This is a genomic window from Fischerella sp. JS2 (assembly GCF_032393985.1).
GTDB lineage: Bacteria > Cyanobacteriota > Cyanobacteriia > Cyanobacteriales > Nostocaceae > Fischerella.
This window is the reverse complement of the sequence record NZ_CP135918.1, coordinates 5,460,397-5,476,350: the sequence shown is the minus strand read 5'-3', so window position 1 is coordinate 5,476,350 and position 15,954 is coordinate 5,460,397. Positions and strand designations below refer to the sequence as shown.

The 15,954-nt window shown below is 40.0% G+C and carries 13 protein-coding genes and 3 pseudogenes; 9 read left to right on the top strand and 7 right to left on the bottom strand.

All coding sequences use genetic code 11. The features are described 5' to 3' along the window. Positions 1-62 precede the first annotated feature (62 nt). The 4 genes and pseudogenes from RS893_RS23280 to RS893_RS23265 all read right to left on the bottom strand — a co-directional run bounded on the left by RS893_RS23280 (position 63) and on the right by RS893_RS23265 (position 2,881). A complete protein-coding gene (locus RS893_RS23280; protein ID WP_315788057.1) occupies positions 63-290 on the bottom strand; it encodes a hypothetical protein in 228 nt (75 codons plus the stop codon). 571 nt (positions 291-861) lie between these two features. After that, positions 862-954, bottom strand: a pseudogene (locus tag RS893_RS23275) (IS1 family transposase); the annotation flags it as partial. Between the two features lie 70 nt (positions 955-1,024). After that, complete coding sequence (locus RS893_RS23270; protein ID WP_315788056.1) at positions 1,025-2,002, bottom strand: ROK family protein; 978 nt, start codon at positions 2,000-2,002, stop codon at positions 1,025-1,027. A gap of 132 nt (positions 2,003-2,134) precedes the next feature. Beyond that, entirely contained in the window at positions 2,135-2,881 is a 747-nt protein-coding gene (locus RS893_RS23265; protein ID WP_315788055.1) for a Mut7-C RNAse domain-containing protein, read from the bottom strand. Positions 2,882-3,491: 610 nt separating this feature from the next. Here RS893_RS23265 and RS893_RS23260 point away from each other — a divergent pair. Together RS893_RS23260 and RS893_RS23255 are read left to right on the top strand one after the other, a co-directional pair. Beyond that, the gene (locus RS893_RS23260; RefSeq protein ID WP_315788054.1) at positions 3,492-3,656 is read left to right on the top strand and encodes a hypothetical protein; all 165 of its coding nucleotides are present in this window, start codon (positions 3,492-3,494) and stop codon (positions 3,654-3,656) included. A 385-nt stretch (positions 3,657-4,041) separates the two neighbouring features. Continuing rightward, positions 4,042-5,022, top strand: coding sequence for a sucrase ferredoxin (locus tag RS893_RS23255; RefSeq protein ID WP_315788053.1), 981 nt, complete (start codon positions 4,042-4,044; stop codon positions 5,020-5,022). Between the two features lie 713 nt (positions 5,023-5,735). On the opposite strand, the gene hisD is transcribed toward RS893_RS23255, so the two are convergent. Next, positions 5,736-7,022 carry a histidinol dehydrogenase gene (hisD, locus tag RS893_RS23250; protein WP_315788052.1) on the bottom strand — a complete coding sequence of 429 codons (1,287 nt, stop codon included), beginning with the start codon at positions 7,020-7,022 and terminating at the stop codon, positions 5,736-5,738. A gap of 112 nt (positions 7,023-7,134) precedes the next feature. On the opposite strand from hisD, the gene RS893_RS23245 reads away from it, so the two are divergent. Further along, the gene (locus tag RS893_RS23245) at positions 7,135-7,863 is read left to right on the top strand and encodes a class I SAM-dependent methyltransferase (protein ID WP_315788051.1); all 729 of its coding nucleotides are present in this window, start codon (positions 7,135-7,137) and stop codon (positions 7,861-7,863) included. A 7-nt stretch (positions 7,864-7,870) separates the two neighbouring features. Here RS893_RS23245 and RS893_RS23240 read toward each other — a convergent pair whose 3' ends face one another. Continuing rightward, on the bottom strand, positions 7,871-8,677 hold the full coding sequence (locus RS893_RS23240; protein ID WP_315788050.1) for a phosphodiester glycosidase family protein: 807 nt from the start codon (positions 8,675-8,677) through the stop codon (positions 7,871-7,873). Between the two features lie 267 nt (positions 8,678-8,944). Between RS893_RS23240 and RS893_RS23235 the strand changes: the two genes are divergently transcribed. Together RS893_RS23235 and RS893_RS23230 are read left to right on the top strand one after the other, a co-directional pair. Beyond that, the gene (locus RS893_RS23235) at positions 8,945-10,126 is read left to right on the top strand and encodes an AGE family epimerase/isomerase (RefSeq protein WP_315788049.1); all 1,182 of its coding nucleotides are present in this window, start codon (positions 8,945-8,947) and stop codon (positions 10,124-10,126) included. A gap of 164 nt (positions 10,127-10,290) precedes the next feature. Further along, positions 10,291-10,386, top strand: a pseudogene (locus tag RS893_RS23230) (Uma2 family endonuclease); the annotation flags it as partial. Positions 10,387-10,442: 56 nt separating this feature from the next. Here RS893_RS23230 and RS893_RS23225 read toward each other — a convergent pair. Further along, a pseudogene (locus tag RS893_RS23225) lies at positions 10,443-10,605 on the bottom strand (element excision factor XisI family protein); the annotation flags it as partial. Between the two features lie 364 nt (positions 10,606-10,969). Between RS893_RS23225 and RS893_RS23220 the strand changes: the two are divergent. The 4 genes from RS893_RS23220 to RS893_RS23205 all read left to right on the top strand — a co-directional run bounded on the left by RS893_RS23220 (position 10,970) and on the right by RS893_RS23205 (position 15,837). Continuing rightward, on the top strand, positions 10,970-12,088 hold the full coding sequence (locus tag RS893_RS23220) for an aminoglycoside phosphotransferase family protein (protein ID WP_315788048.1): 1,119 nt from the start codon (positions 10,970-10,972) through the stop codon (positions 12,086-12,088). After that, a complete protein-coding gene (locus RS893_RS23215) occupies positions 12,085-12,621 on the top strand; it encodes a DOMON-like domain-containing protein (RefSeq protein WP_315788047.1) in 537 nt (178 codons plus the stop codon). Before RS893_RS23220 ends, RS893_RS23215 begins: the two co-directional genes overlap by 4 nt. A gap of 569 nt (positions 12,622-13,190) precedes the next feature. Beyond that, positions 13,191-15,206, top strand: coding sequence for a general stress protein (locus RS893_RS23210; protein WP_315788046.1), 2,016 nt, complete (start codon positions 13,191-13,193; stop codon positions 15,204-15,206). 163 nt (positions 15,207-15,369) lie between these two features. Further along, positions 15,370-15,837: a BON domain-containing protein gene (locus RS893_RS23205; RefSeq protein WP_315788045.1), complete on the top strand. Its 468-nt coding sequence runs from the start codon at positions 15,370-15,372 to the stop codon at positions 15,835-15,837. Positions 15,838-15,954 lie beyond the last annotated feature (117 nt).

The following is a 15,954-nucleotide window of genomic DNA, read 5'->3' as shown; positions in this document are numbered from 1 at the left end:
AAAATTACACTGCAAAAGCCTCTACTTACAGTCTTTCTCTGTATTAGGTATCAGACAAAGAATTAACCCCCCCAAAAACCTGCCAAGTTGAAGAATATTTGCAGGATAAATGATAATAAGGGACTTAAAATCGGAACTGTAATTGTCGTTGTAGCCCCGGCAACTGCATCATTGTAGACAGTCTCCCAAGCATCTGGGCCGCTAGTGGATTGTCCATAGACCTTTGTACTGACGGCCAACGTGAAGCTAAGCACAGTTAAACCAGCTAGTATTGTACGACGTTTTAACATTATTCCTTGATACCTAAATAGTTCGCCAAGTTTATTTGGTAGAGTAAATCGAAAATCTAAAACAAAAGTTTTAACTTTTCGCTTTACCTAACCTAATAACTCTCAAATTTCAGTCGATGAAAACTTAATTGCTACCAGCAGCAACTAACAGCTTATTGTATGAGCATTTGCTACTTTACACTAGAGACTTTTATATTAGTAAAAATTATATTTTTGATAGAAATATTAGCTAATTTATGATTGAGAACTTTATTTTTAGCCTGATAAATAGGAATATCGAAATTATCTATCTTACGATGGATGTTTTAGTTTTACTTTAATGATTAACTTCTAGAAGTTAATTTTAATAATATAAATTAGCTATTGATAAGTTAAAGCTAATTTGATAGGAGACTTTTTATAAAGTAAATATTTAGGATACAAAACGACGTAGCATAATCCTAGTAGTCTGCCAATAAAATTATGACAGGTTTAAATCAGGATAAAATCGTTGAAACTTAACTCTGGCATCTGAAGCTGCAAAACGCCAATCAATTTTAGGTAGTAGTGCATTGTAATGATTTAGCATCTTAAGATTAGCATTGTAATGATGGACAAAATACCAAATTGCACCAATATGCTTGTCCAGCATTTTAGAGAACGACAATGTTTTACGAACTAGCTGGTGCATAGCTCCTGTATTAAACGACTCTTACTGATTTTATTATTACTATGCACTACTACCTACTACTCATCTACTTCTCGCCATAATGCCTGGAAGCCGCTTCTAGAGCAAGTGCCACTGCACCCCATAATGGTGCGTCGTCACCCAACCCTGCTGGGACAACCTCAAAATTAATCTCTGGTAAAGCCGTCTGTTGCGCCACTTGACGAATCACCTGCCAATATCCTTCCCCTGCCTTTGTCACACTTCCACCCAAAACAAATCGCTGCGGATTAATCAAATTTGCCACATTGCCAATACCCACACCCAACGCCCAAGCCGAACGGTGTAAAATTTCCTGTGCTAACTTATCACCTTGGGCCGCCGCTTCACTCACAACCTTCCCAGTAATTAACTCCAAATTCCCCTCCACTAAATCCCTCAATATCTCCCCTCTTTGTGTTCTTTGCGGTTCGTTTAATAAAACCTCCCTCACATCCAACGCCATATACGGCCCCGACGCCAACCTTTCCACACATCCCTGCTTTCCACACAAACATACTGGCCCAGCTGGATCTACTACCATGTGTCCAATTTCCCCAGCCATACCATCCGCACCCCGCCAAGGCTTACCATTGAATATCCAACCACCACCGACGCCAGTGCTAACAGTAATGTAAAACAAACTATCGTACCCAACCCCCGCACCATATCTGTATTCACCCAACGCCGCCACATTCGCATCGTTGTCAACACCAACAACTACACCATATTCCTCCGCCAACAATTGCCGCAAAGGTATATTTTCCCAACCAGGGACGTGATGTGATAGCCTGACTGTACCCGTATTGGCATCGACAGGCCCGCCAAAACTGACACCTATTGCCGCTGGTTTTTCTCCTAACAACAGAGAATGAATGAGCGATCGCATAATCTCCAAATCAGTGCTAGCATTACCAGCGGCTGGCGACAAAGAGCGTTCGTAACCCAACCACTCTTGAGAACCAGCATGTGCGATCGCTGCTGCTAGCTTAGTGCCACCAAAATCAAGTGCTAAAATTAAACTCACAATTTTTTGTTAGTAGTTAGTTGTTAGTTGTTAGTAGGTAGAGACGCGATGTTCCTCGCGTCTGTACATTAGTAGTTAGTAGTTAGTTGTTAATAAAGGTAATTTTAACCACTAGCTACCAACCACCAACCACTAACCACTAACGTCAAGTACACCATCAATAAATCTTTGTAATCGCTCATAATGTGAGCCTTTCCAATATATTTGAGCGCAGTTCTGACAGCGATGAAATTCATCAGTGTATAACACTACAGTATCTGGTAACTGATCAATAACAGCCTGCTTATCCACAGATTGTAAGACGCCATTACAACGCAGACATCGTTTAAAAGGTGATGCTAATTCAAACAAATTAAAACGTCGTAATACTTCAACAATTTGTTGTTGTGGGTCAGTATTCCTGACATAATAACCATAAGTAACTGCACCCCGCATCAAAAGACCCTTGTCGCGTGTTAACAGAATACGGTTTTGAGTGCTAGAGATTTCTGCTAATTCAGGGTCATCATAATCATTTTGATATAACGTATCAAAGCCTAATAGTCGCAAAGATGATGCTAATTTGCCAAGATGAATATCCAACACAAAGCGGATAATATTTAGCGGCTTCGGCCGTACCCGGCTCAAAATAGGTGTTTGTGCTACCGTGGAAACAGGATAGACATTGATCTTATCTCCATCTTGAACAATGTAAGAAAAATCAACCGATTCTCCATTCACTTCAATACAATCAACTTCAGGATGGGGAACACCCAAAGCTTCTATCATGTCCTTGATGGATGCTCTTTCTCCAAAAAAATGCTCTATTCTCACCTGTCTTTTGTCAGGTGGCAGAAAATCATTCAATTCTGCGTAAAATTGGAAGGTTGCCCTAGCCATAGCAACAAATCATTTAATTTTTCTATGTACACCATAGTAACTTCTATGGACAAAAACAGGCGATCGCCATAAGGACTAAATCATCTTCATTGCCAAAATATCTCATTTTCATGGTAATTAACCCAATTTATCGGAAATAATACTAATAAACAGTTGATTTTTCTTTATGCTCACTTGTTTGCTTATGTATTGATAACTTTTATCTTTTAGACTAGGATATGCAAGCATAAATGATATTAGCCTCTTCTAACTTTAAACCTATGTTAATCTTGATTTAACAAGGCTTTAGCACTATCTCAAACATAGATAAAGCCACATGTATTAAAAAATACTTGCAACTAAGATAAACATAAGTTAGATTCGAGGCGGATACTCATTATGTAACTGTAAATTTATTTTTTAACAGGAGGTGGAGAAGCGTCACATATTGATTGAATCAGACTAGAGTATTGAGTAGAAATACTTCTTATGACTGTGTTTTAATCAATAAGTAATTGTTAATATTTTTAGTAGCCTTAAAATATATGAGTTCAAGTTAAAAACATTAACTTTGGCTCTATTTCTTTATGACTTTTATTTTTTTATAATTTTGTTGAGAATCATTTGCAAGATGGAAAAATTAGAATATATATTTAAATCAGGGATTGGGGAAATTTTCTTAAGCAATAACTTCCCAGGGAAATCAGTAATTGTATTTACTGAGCAAGTGAATCAACGTACTCATAATATTTGGAATATTGATGAGATGAAAGTACAAACATCAAGTAACCCTTGATGACAGCATTCATTACATACAGTCAATAAATATAAATTTGGCTACTTTTATTGCCAAAACAAAGTTAATAAAGTCTGCTTTTCAACACCGAGAAATTTTACAATCTCTGTTTGCAACAAAGGAGGATTTTTTCAAACAATGTTGATGTCTTTTATGAAAACAATATTTACAGCACAAACCTTAGCAAGAATTAATGTTATAAAGTTGCTACCAGGATTGGGCTGGAAGATAGCAATTATTCCTGTTTTCTCTTGTTTGCTAATTAGCACATGATTTTTTGATTCATCAAATTAGCAAGCAGTTTTTACAGAGAGATTGTAACTAAAAATACTATCTCTTTTAGTAATATGATTTGTTCCCTAAGTACACCCATCATTACGCTTCGATGAACACTTTCTTTTGTTCCGATAATTCCCGTACCGCAGGAGAAGATATTATTGGTAGTGTTGGCAATCACCAAACTTATGTATTAATTGAGTGTCCAACTCCTTGGGCAGCAGAAGCCTTTCATTCTCGCTGGGTTCCAAACAATTTACGGACTTTGGTAGAGGAAGTCCAACGTGCAAAACTGCCAATTAAATTTTTATTAATTGCTAATAATTTATCCCATAAATCAGACAGTACAACCCTTTTGATTTATCAACAACAAGAAGGGCTGTCTTATGGTTTCTCTAAAAGAGAGTACAGATTAGAAAATATCCAGCAAGCAGCAGTAGTAATTAAAAAATATTTATGGAGTAGAAACTCTGGAGGTTATGAATTAGATACAAATTCAACAAGAGATATTCTCGTATGTACCCACGGTAGTCATGATAAGTGCTGCTCTCGATACGGTAATCCTTTTCACTTTCATGCTACAAATATTGTTGCTGATTTGAAGTTAAATAATGTACGGATTTGGAAATCTAGCCATTTTGGTGGACATCGGTTTGCACCAACTTGCATAGATTTTCCAGACGGGAGATATTACGGCAATCTCAATCAAGATTTATTTAAGTCGATTGTGACTCGTACTGGCGATATTCAATCTTTGGAAAAAGCTTATCGGGGCTGGGGAATCTTGCCCAGTTCAATTCAAGTTATGGAACGAGAATTGATGTTACGTTATGGATGGGATTGGTTTAACTATAAAGTAGCGGGCAGAATAATTGAGCAAAGTGCAGATAAAAAGACAATTCGGGCTGAGTTGAGTTTTGAAAAACCTGATGGCTCACAATATAATTATCAGGCTAGGTTGGTAAAAGACGAAACAAAAACTGTGGAATTGAAAAGTTCTTGCAATGCTAAACAAGAATCAGTATTCGTTAAGTATGCTGTTGCTAGTCTTTGGCTAACTTCTACACAATTTATTACTGTAACAGCGTAAAATTGTAATGTTTGTAAACGCACAGAGAAGTTTGTAGACGCGCTTTGCGCGGCTTCCCGAAGGGTGCGAAGGTTTCCTCCGTTAGCGTAAGATCCTCGCGATAGCGAGGCTCAAAGCTTCGGTGGGGACGCAAAGTCAGCGCGGAGGGACGCAGAGTTTTTCTGCATAGAATTCGCTACGAATAAATGCAATGCTGTACTAAGAAAACGTGAAGTTGCTCATGCTACGGTTGTGCCACTTTAAATAGAAGCTAGGGTAAAACATTTGTGATGCGGCTAATGTTCGCTTCTACAAGTTTGTCGCGCAAATGCTTTACCCACAGCAAAATCATAGTTATTGGAAGAGTTATTTGACCCAAAGTGGTCAAGTAACTATTTTTCAGCAATAATCACGTTTGTATCTTCATTTGCTGAAGACTGGTCTTGTGTTAGCTGCTTCTTCACGGTTACTAAATAAACTGCTAACAAAATTGTAAATAGAATACCTTCCATAGCCACCTCCTAAGGGTGATGCAATGTAATTACTGATAAGCGATCGCTTGATTCATACTTAATACATCACCACGTTTACACCTAATTCCCAAGTGCAGTACAAATAACTTAACTTTTTTGGCTGTTTGAGGGGGAGGTGGGGAGATGAGGAGTGTGAGGGGTGTAGTTCACTTATCAGTTATCAAATTCTATGACTCACAGTTAACTGTTCACTGTTAACTGTTAACTGATTTCTAACCTTACCGCCACACTACCTGCATGAGCTGGTAAACCTTCGGCTTGGGCGAGGCTGATTGCTGCTTTGCCTATGGTTTGTAATGCTTGTTCATCGCATTGCAAAGAAGTAATCCGCTTCACAAAATCGTAGACACTTAAGCCGGAAGCAAAGCGGGCTGAACGTGCTGTTGGTAAGACGTGATTGGGACCGCCGACATAATCACCAATTGCTTCTGGGGTGTGACGACCTAAAAACATGCTACCAGCACAGCGAATTTGCTTGGCAAGCTGTTGTGGTTCGTCTACGCATAATTCCACATGTTCTGGTGCTAATTGATTCAGCAAAGCAATGCTTGCGGCTAAATCACTGACAATAATCACCGCACCATGATTTTCCCAACTTTTACTAGCTACAGCTTGAGTAGATAAGGTTTTAAGAATTTGTTCAACGGCCTTGATCACAGCTTGGGCAAAAATTTCTGAGTCAGTAATTAGTATAGATTGAGCGCTGGGGTCGTGTTCTGCTTGTGATAGCAAATCCCAAGCAATCCATTCTGGATGATTCTGATCATCGGCTACTACCAAAATTTCAGATGGGCCAGCAATACTGTCAATGCCAACTCTGCCGAATACCTGACGTTTTGCTTCTGCAACATAGGCATTGCCAGGCCCAACAATTTTATCAACAGGGGCAATGCTTTGTGTACCATAGGCGAGAGCTGCTATTGCCTGCGCTCCACCGATACTATAGATTTCTGTAACACCTGCTACTTGAGCTGCTGCCAATACTGCTGGATTAATTTCACCGCCAGGCATTGGCACTGTCATGACAATTCTCTCAACACCAGCGATTTTAGCGGGCAGTGCATTCATTAGCAAAGAACTGGGATAACTTGCCCTTCCCCCAGGTACGTAAATTCCAACTGTTGTTAAAGCTACCCAATTTAAGCCAAGTTTCACACCCACTTCATCGGTGTAGGCAATATTTTGGGGTAGCTGTTTTTGATGAAAAGCAGTAATTCTCTCAGCAGCAACTTCCAACGCAGCCCTGACTTCCTGGGGACATTTGGCAGCTTGTTGAGTAACAAAAGTATCACTCAGACGAAAAGATTCAGGGCTGTAGCGGTCAAAACGAGTAGTATATTCCTTAACTGCTGCATCACCACGCGCTTTGACATCAGCAATAATTTCTTTGACAGTGCCACTGACATCAACCGTTGCTTCCCTGCGTTCGTTGACAAATGCTTGGAATTGGATAGAAAAATCTTGGTCGGTTGTTTTCAGTAGCTGCATAGTAAATCTCTCGGCAGTAGTGCGCGTTCTCAAGGGATAATAACTAGTTTAAAGTGGGAGTTAAGCATTTTAACAAAGTTTAAGCCCTCGATAAATACCAAAAAATTCTCATATGACAGTTGAAAATAATAAATCTAGTCAGCCAACAAACGTGCTGTTTTATGGACGTACTCTTAAAGAATACGTAAGCATGTTTGATATAGAATTGTCTGCTTGGCAAGGATGTAAAATTTTAGACTGTCCCGCAGGGCCAGCTTCTTTTGTTGAGGAAGCTAGACAGCAAGGGTTAGATGTTATCGGCTGTGATCCTTCATATACCGATGAACTACTAGTAATGGTTGATAATGGAAATAATGATATTGATAAAACTATAGAAGTAAGTTCACAGTATTCTCAATACTTGAGTCAACAATTTTACTCTTCATTAGAACAGATGAAAGAATATGCCACTAAAGCATTAAAAATATTTGCTGAATCTTATTCATTAGGCAGAAAAGAAAATGTATACATCCAAGCAGCACTGCCTAACTTACCATTTTGTGACCGAAGTTTTGATTTAGTTCTCAGTGGTAACTTTCTTTTTATTTACAGCAAACTCATTAACCCAAATCTGGAAAAGTTTGATTATGAATTTCACCGACAAGCGATTATAGAGTTGCTGCGCGTAAGTAAAAAAGAGGTGAGAATCTTTCCGGTTGGTAATTTAACAGGACAACCTCATGAATATGTCTCACAGCTACTAACGGAATTAAAAACACAGAGAATTGTTGCTGAGATAGTACCAGTCCAATATCAAATATTTCAAACTGGCAATCTCATGTTACGTTTAACTCGTTTATAGGCTGGTCTTACTTGCCAGAATATACTGCGATCGCATGAGGTATAGGACGATTGGTAGAAATCAAAGGTTTGCCATCTACAATGATTCCAGTACTACCACCACCATCTAACATCGCTTGGGCGCTAGCACCAAAGTCTTTCAACACTCTGGATGCATCGATTTGTCGAGCGTAATTGCTGGAATATAATAATACTGTTTCTTGAATGCGATCGCCATTAACATCCCGAACACCGACAAAAGTTCGTGGTAAATACCTTGTAGGATACTTATCTGCATTCACATCTAATACGCCGACTACTTCCGGGAAACGCGCAAACGTCTGTTGCAAATACGTCTGAATATTTGCACTTGCCAATAAAGCGTTTACAGCAAAAGTGCGAATTTGACCAGGGTATTCTTTACCAATAGCATAGCCGTAAGTAATCAAATCTCCTCGCACTTTCAAGCCAAAAGCAATTCCCGTTGGTTGTTCGCGAGTAGAAAAAAACGCACCATTGACAACAACTCTCGCTTTTCGAGATGATGTATTTTGCTTAACAGCATCTTGCCAAAACTGATTGAGCGTCTTTTTGCTCACCTTGTCTTGAGAAGTATTATCTACTGCACCAATTAAATTTTCTATAGTTCCTTCAGTAATATTAACTATTGTGACATATTCTAACTTTCCGTTTGTGTAATCTTTCTTATATACTTGTACGCCAGTATCTTTCACGACCCGTTGAAAGCCAGAAGGAATTGATAACGCTTGGGTTATAGGGCTGTGGGTGAAAAGTAAAACGGTGGTGATGGCTAATAGTAATGTTTGCGACTTCACTAAAATAGTTAATTACATTTGTTTAGCGTATACGCCTCCTAATTTTCTCACTGAAGGGGATTTTATTGCTTAATGGGACTTACGCAAGAACTTTCTCAAACTCTCGTTTTTTCATGATTTTGCGTAAGTCCTGACTTAAGTGACCATCTGCGATCGCAAGATCTAAGTTTACCCTACTCATCCTTGAGTGTTGATCGCTAACTTGTAGCCCATCCATAGGAAGGCGATAATTGTCACTGTTGGTTTTGGCACACAAGCAGAAAAAATATGGGGTACGACTTGAACACGCTAGCAGAACTTTACAAAAACACTCTCCTTGACGATGTACTTCCTTTTTGGGAAAAACACTCTTTGGACTGGGAGTACGGCGGTTATTTTACCTGTCTGGATCGCGAGGGTAAAGTTTACGATACAGACAAATTTATCTGGCTGCAAAACCGCCAAGTGTGGACTTTTTCGATGCTTTGCAATCAGCTAGAAAAACGCGAAAATTGGTTAAATATTGCTCGCAACGGTGCTAATTTTCTCGCCCAACATGGCAGAGATGCTGATGGTAACTGGTACTTTGCACTAACTCGGGCAGGTAAACCACTAGTACAGCCCTACAATATCTTTTCTGATTGCTTTGCGGCAATGGCATTTAGTCAATATGCCCTCGCTAGCGGTGAAGATTGGGCAAAAGATGTGGCAATGCAAGCTTACAATAACGTTTTGCGGCGCAAGGATAACCCAAAGGGCAAATATACCAAAATCTATCCCGGCACACGCCCGATGAAATCTTTGGCTGTGCCAATGATTTTGGCTAACCTAACTTTAGAAATGGAATGGTTGCTATCAAGTGAAATTCTGGAAAATGTTTTATCTGCAACTGTTCAGGAAGTGATGACTGATTTTTTAGACCAAGAAAAGGGGCTAATGTACGAAAGTGTTGCTCTTGATGGTTCACATATTGATTGTTTTGAGGGACGGTTAATTAACCCTGGTCATGGTATTGAAGCGATGTGGTTTATTATGGACATTGCCCATCGCCAAAATGATACTAAAACTATTAATCAAGCTGTTGATGTGGTATTAAATATTCTCAATTTTGCTTGGGACAAAGAATATGGCGGTTTGTACTATTTTATGGATGCAAACGGTCATCCACCACAACAACTGGAATGGGATCAAAAGCTGTGGTGGGTGCATTTAGAATCGTTGGTTGCATTGGCAATGGGTTATCGTTTGACAGGACGGGAAGCATGTGAAAAATGGTATCAAAAAGTACATGATTATGCTTGGTCGCACTTTGCCGATCCAGAATTCGGTGAGTGGTTTGGTTATCTCAATCGCCGTGGGGAAGTGCTGTTGAATCTTAAAGGTGGCAAGTGGAAGGGATGTTTTCATGTACCACGTGCGATGTATCTTTGTTGGCAGCAGTTTGAAGGGTTGAGTTCGCAGTCAGTTTAGCGAGGAGTATTCTTTAAACGCAAAGGAACGCAGAGGTTTACGCAAAGGGGCGCAGAGTGTTAATCAGAGTTACTTGGTTTTGTGTTTTCAAATAATTGGGATGTTCCCGTTTTGCCTGTGTTGAGAAGCTAGAGTAAAAACAGATTTATCTGATGGGTGTCGTTATGAATGTTGTTACACCGAAGCGATTCACAATTGACGAATATCATCGGTTGATTGAACTCGGATTTCTGACGGAGGGCGATCGCTCTTATTTAATCTTAGACAACTAACTGAATTAATGATTTACACTTGGTGATTCAAGATTTTGTCACCCCTACGCCACACCATACCCTGTATATTCTCTTGCATAGACAGGCTGTAATCCCAACACAATATCTTTGCTTTGGCCCACCCATTGCTACTAATTCATCAGCAAGCAACTTATCGGTCTGGTTGCGTTGAATCCAAATTTTACCGTCTTTAATGTCCAAATGCATTTTTAAATCAGTAGCATATTGTAAGAAGTTCTTGACCGAAGAAAGGCAGAGGGCAGAGGGCAGAAGGCAGCTAAAGAGATTCAAGGGTGTGCCTGATGCCATAAGGGTCACAAGCCCCTAAATTCATTTATGAAAAAATAAGAAAGTATGTATTTCGAGACGCAAAGCGCAAGAAAGACTACGTCCTTGCTAAATCCCTTAAATTTATTTATAGGGATACATAACTGCCTTCAGACGAGCGTACTTCTGCCTTCTTAATATTCTTAAGGATATTAAAGCTTTATTTATACAAACCTGGTGTGACACTTGCGCTAATATATCCCCTATTGCCTTTGTGCAATTATGTGGGGAGTTGTGCAAGAATATGAGCAAGTATCTCAAAACACAGGACACAGACAATCTTGTTAATATCGCTGACCAATTCACTCTTCAGGGAAAGGTTAGAACTGTTCAAACATTTGGCAGTGGTAATATCAATGACACTTTTCTAGTTACAGTAGATTCTCCAGATGCAAAGCATTTTGTCCTGCAACGGATTAATACACAGGTATTTCGCCAGCCACAGTTGATTATGCAGAACATGTGTACTTTCACTGAACATGTTCGCATGAGGTTACAGCATAGCCCCTTAAACCGTCGCTGGGAAGTGCCGCGTGTACTGTTGACTAAGGATGGTCAAGACTATTGCACAGATACTGAAGGCTCGTTTTGGCGGGCAATTAGTTTTATTGCAGACTCGCAATCTTTTGACACGATGCAAAGCACGGAACAAGCCAAAGAAATTGGCTATGCTTTGGGGATGTTCCACAATCTGATCAGTGATTTGCCCCCAGAAAGACTTGCTGACACCCTCGAAGGCTTTCATATTACGCCACTTTACCTTCAGCAATACAACGAAGTTTTAGCAAAAACTAGCCCGTGCCAATCCCCAGAAGTCAATTATTGCTTACAGTTTGTGAGTGGGCGCCAAACTTTTGCCCATGTTCTGGAAGATGCCAAAGCTACAGGCAAACTGCCTTTGCGTCTAATGCACGGCGATCCCAAAATCAATAATGTCATGTTTGACACTAAGACTAACCAAGCCGTAAGTGTCATAGACCTCGACACTGTTAAGCCTGGTTTGGTACATTACGACATTGGCGACTGTTTGCGATCGGGCTGTAATCCTGCTGGAGAAGAGACAGAAGAATGGGAAAGCGTTTATTTTGATACAGAACTATGTCAGGGAATTCTCCAAGGATATCTCTGTGTCGCCAAGGAATTTCTTACAGAAAATGACTATACCTATATATATGACGCGATCCGTCTCATCGCCTTTGAGTTAGGACTACGATTCTTTGCTGACTATCTAGCCGGGAATGTCTATTTCAAAGTCAAGTACCCAGAACACAACTTGGCGAGGGCGCTTGTCCAGTTTAAGTTAACCGAGAGTATCGAATCTCAGGAAGCAAATATTTGCAAAATTATTCGAGACGTGAAATGAATAAGCAAAATTTTTCCCTGCAACCTTTCCCTACTGACAAGTCACTGCCTAATATAAAGATTACAGGCCATATTGCGCGATATGGTAATCAAATCAATCTCTGCTACACACTTTCTGGTGACTTAGAAGAAATTGCGATCGCCCCACTATCAGATCCACCTCAGCGCCAGCATGAACTTTGGGAAGACACTTGCTTTGAGTTCTTTTTGGGCATCAAAAACTCGCAACAGTATTGGGAATTCAACCTTTCCCCGGCTGGACACTGGAATATTTATAGTTTTAATGGGTATCGTCAAGGTATGCAAGAGGAAACAGCTTTTACAAGCCTACCGTTTAGTGTCCAGTATCAATCAGATAATTTAGTGCTTGCTTTAAATATAGATTTGAGTGGTATCGTCTCACAAGAGCAAACCCTTGAAGTTGCAATTACTACTGTTATCAAACACAGAGATGGAATTAGTTATTGGGCGTTGACGCATCAAGGGAAAGAGGCTGATTTTCACCTACGAGATAGTTTTATGATTGAGTTGTGAATTAGAGAAATAATACTTTACAATAAATAATTTTGTGTTGAAGAATGCGAGATATTTTTATCATTGAGTTGGTAGATGAGTGCGCTCATCAATGACAGTTAGATTATTTATTGGATGCAAGTGAAATTAGTATAGTCATTAGGCAATTTATACCAAAATTATTATATTTAAGCTTGCTTTCAAATTGTTGTTATTGCAATCTATTTTTAGATATTACCTACTATAGCATTCTTAAATGTTTCGTGAACAATAAGATTTCCGACTTCTTAAATAAGTCGAAAATCTGGCTTGATCAACAGTTACAACTCCTAGACTGATTTCCAAATAAATAAGGATGACTTATAAGATAAAAAGTTTATTAGTACTATTTTAATTATTTTGACTCATAATTCATTCAATACAAATAATATATACCTATTTCTTTGGATGTAGAGGTAACTTATTCCAAAGTATATATGTCAAATTATTCCAAGTGATTGATGAATAAATAATCAATAATAAGCTTAATAAAGTTACATGCCTTAATTCACATTTAAAAATAAATCATTTTTTTGGTGGTAACTAATCATATGGTTGTAGGTATACATAGACGTGCTGTAGGGGTGTTTTCTCATCGTCGTGATGCAGAAGCAGCCCTACATGAATTGAGAGATGCTGGCTTTCCAATGGACAGAGTATCTGTCGTAGTGCGTGATGCCGATCGCAACGATCAAATTGCCGGTGCTGAAGTAACAGAGAATGTTGGCAATAAAGCTGATGAAGGAGCAACGGCTGGAGCTGTTTCTGGTGGTGTTTTAGGTGGACTGACTGGTTTATTAGTTGGGCTTGGGACTTTGGCAATCCCTGGAATTGGCCCAATTATGCTGGCTGGTGCAGCTGCAACTACCTTAGCTACAACTCTAGCTGGGGCTGGAATTGGTGCAGTAGCAGGTGGTTTGCTTGGGGCTTTGATTGGTTTGGGAATTCCCGAAGAACGAGCCAGAGTTTATAATGAACGAGTAGGGCGAGGGCATTACTTAGTCATCATAGATGGCACAGATGAGGAAATTGCCAGAGCAGAAGCAATTCTCCGACGTCGGGGAATTGAAGAGTTTGAGGTCTATGACATACCTGTTGGCACAGCCAATTATACTGCCACCCCCGGACGGGATTTAGGTGTAACTCACAAACACGCCATCGGTTACTTTTCACGTCTGGAAGATGCAGAAGCCGCAATTAACGATTTGCGGGCTGCGGGTTTCCCCTTGAGTCAAATTTCCTTGATTCACAGAGATTTGTCACGACGCGATCGCTTTAGTGGTGTCACTTTACGCGATCGCTTTGACGATGCCATTCACAACCTGAGATTGAGACTACCAGATCATCGTAGTCGTTTCTATCATGATCGGATCAATCACGGAGATTATGTAGTGGTTGTTAGCGGTACAGATGCAGATATTCAACGTGCTGCTGCGATTCTCAATCGTCATGGAATTCGAGATTGGGAAATTTTTGACCCCACAGTAGATTACACCACTACCCCTGGACGAGATTTAGATGTAACTCACAAACAAGCCATCGGTTACTTCTCTAATCTGCGTCATGCAGAAGCCGCAATTGATGATTTACGGGCTGCGGGCTTTCCCTTAAGTCAAATATCCTTAATTAATAGGGATTTGGGACGAGACAGTTTTCCTGGAGTGAGTGTAAGCGATCGCTTAGATTTCACCAGATGGAGACTTCCAGATCAGCGCGCTCGTTTCTACAACGAACGTTTCCATAATGGAGATTATGTAGTAGTCGTGAGTGGTACTGACGCAGATATCCAACGTGCTGCTACCATTCTCAATCGTCACGGAATTCAACAGTGGGAGATTTTTGATCCCACAGCAACAGATTATGTTGCTACTCCTGCACCAGTTTCTAGCTATGGTACAGCACCTTTGCAAAGAAAAAGAGCCATTGGCGTATTTTCTCATCCTCGAGATGCACAAGCAGCACTCATGGAACTGAGAGACTCTGGATTCCCCATGAACCAAGTATCTCTGATTGCTAAGGACAGTGGCGATCGCCTTCCTGGTGTCAACACAGGTGCAACCACAAATTTAGCTGCACAAACAAAAGCTGATGAAGGTGCAAAAGCTGGGGCAGCCACAGGCGGAGTGTTAGGTGGTTTGGGAGGTTTACTAGTTGGTTTGGGAGCCTTAGCCATTCCCGGAGTAGGCCCCGTAATTGCAGGTGGTGCTGTCGCCACAGCTTTAGCAACAACTGTTGCAGGTGGCGCGATCGGTGCTGCGGCTGGCGGCCTAACAGGTGGACTCATTGGCTTGGGAATACCTGAAAATCGGGCGCGATTGTATAGCGATCGCTTCAACAGAGGTGACTATTTGGTAATGGTAGATGGCACAGATGAGCAAATCCATCGTGCAGAAGCAATTTTGAAGCGTCGAGGAATTGCAGACTTTGACATCTTTGATGCTACTGATATAGACCGTACGCATCACGCAGCACCAGTTACCGATACTAGTCAAACTAGTTATTCACCGGAATTAGGAGTGGAGGAACCCAAAGTCATTATTATTGACCGTCGGGAGGAAACCATCTAAGTAAAAGGAACTAAGGAAATAGGAAATTGGGCAGAACAATTAGCAATGAAGAATTGAGAATAAAGTTTTTCCTGTTATTTTCTATTTCCTACCTTGAAAAATTACTCTTTGCACTCAAATATTTTGTTTTTCATGTCTTGTATTACTATTAAAATCTAAACAAATGAACAAGCTAACTTTCTTCTTAATCAGTGGTCTTTTAATATTTACAGCTGCTTGTGATAATGGTGCTAGAACAAGCCAGACCGCACCTAATAATACTAATGTATCTCAAACAGAAACACCAACGGCTCAAGAAACTCAAGAAGCTAAACAAGATGCCCAAAGTGAACTTCGCAGAAGACAACTCAATCAAGATATTCGCGCTCGTGAACAGCGAAATAATACATTTAATGAAGGTAGCGCTCAAAATAGAAACCCAGACAACATTGCTAGTGAAGTTCGCTCTAAGTTAGAGGCTAATATCCCCAGAGGTAGTTTAACAGTTGAGGCTGATAAGGGTGGTGTTGTCACCGTTTCCGGAACAGTAACAAATGAACAAGAGCTAGCTAAAATTGAACGTTTAGCTAAGGAAATCAAAGGTGTAACAGCTGTGAATGTTAAAGCTACAGTTGTCAAACCAAAAACCTAAAGCGGTTAATAACTACGCCAAGTAAAAAACAATATTTTCTGAATCATTCCTTGTTAGTTGAGTGTTGGTGGTCAAGTAGAAAATCATTTTTCTATTTGACCATTTTCACATAGTACA